Raw genomic sequence first — 1387 nt, 5'->3', positions numbered from 1 at the left:
TGCTCCCAACGAGAGGGAGCAGGCATCGCTCAAGCGCCTGGTGGCAATCGCCGGTACAGGCGGCCGGATTCTGGAAGTCGGGTCCGGAGCCGGATACGACGCGGATTTTCTGGAGACTTTGGGTGTCAAAGTCCGGCGCACCGACGCGACCAAGCGGTTTCTGGAACTGCAGGCCGCGCGTGGCAAGCATGGCGAGTTGCTCGATCTCATCACCGATGATCTCGGCGGCCCCTACGACGCGGTCCTGGCCCTGTGCGTCCTCATCCATGTGCCTCGCGTTGAGACCGACCAGGTGCTTGCCAAGATAGCCGGGTCGCTGCGCCCGGGCGGCGCCTTCCTCGTCTCGATGCGCAATGGCGACGGCGAGACATCAGGCGAATATCATACGGTCTACTGGTGCAGGGACGACTTCGCGGCCCGTCTCGAAGGCGCCGGGCTCGTCCTCATCAGGGACGATTTCAACGTCGGCCGCGATAGCGAAGAATGGAACACGTTCCTGGCCGTGAAGCCTGCATGACGCGGCGTGGGCTGTTGCCGTTTGCGCTGCTCAGCCTTTTCAGATTTGCGAAAATACAAGACATTGCCGCCGCCATGCTGTCTATGTGCGAGTTCCTGCACTCCTGGGGGGAGACGAGTTGGAACTCAAGATCATGCTTGTCGGCTTTGCGTGCGTGGTCGCGGGCGCGCTGTCGTTCATCACCTTCATGAAATGGCGAGAGGTGAAAGCGCTCAGCCGCTGGCTGCCGACGCCGGGAAAGATCATCTCGTCGCGCGTCGAGGCACGTGAGGTCAGAAACTCGGGCGTTGGTTCGGACAGCACTGACACCACCGAAATGCGCAATTTTCCGGCGATAACCTTCGAATACAAGGTCGGCGGCAAGAAATTTCAAAGCTCGCGCTACAGCGTGAAAGAGAATTTGGGGAATTTCGAAGTCGCTGAAACCCTTGCCCAGTTTCCCCGCGGCGCGGAGGTGACTGTCTTCTACAATCCGGCCGATCCGAGCAAAGCGGTGATAGAGCGCACCCTGCCGGACGGCGCCTTCAAGTTCATGGTCCAACTCTCGGCCGGCCTAGTGTTCGGCGCGGTTGTGCTGGTGTTTTCCGTCGGCGGTGTTCTGGAAGCGATCGGGCCGCATTTGCCCAAGCCGCAGAATCTCGGTGCCGCGGCGTTGCTGCTTCTTATGGGCTTGTTCATCCTGAGCATGGGTTTCGCCCAGAAAGCGTTGGCCGAGCAGGCGGCAAAATGGCCGATCGTGGTTGGCTGCATCGACACTTCAGGTCTGCAGGCGCTCCGAAACCATTCAGGCTATGGCCGCTGGCGCACCGTCTTCAAATCCCGAATCGTCTACTCCTATGGCGTCGCCGGCCAGCGCTACAGCGCCGATCG

The 1387-nt window shown here is 60.9% G+C and carries 2 protein-coding genes; both read left to right on the top strand.

The features are described from left to right. Positions 1-517, top strand: a 517-nt coding sequence (locus EN750_RS34390; protein ID WP_145968199.1) for a class I SAM-dependent methyltransferase, incomplete at its 5' end; no start/stop codon positions are given. Between the two features lie 118 nt (positions 518-635). Continuing rightward, positions 636-1387 (top strand): DUF3592 domain-containing protein (locus EN750_RS34385; RefSeq protein WP_245482892.1); only part of this gene is annotated, 752 nt, incomplete at its 3' end.

The organism is Mesorhizobium sp. M7A.F.Ca.ET.027.03.2.1, assembly GCF_003999175.1.
Lineage (GTDB): Bacteria > Pseudomonadota > Alphaproteobacteria > Rhizobiales > Rhizobiaceae > Mesorhizobium.
Note: the sequence above shows the minus strand (reverse complement) of the source record. Positions and strands in the feature narration are given on the sequence as shown.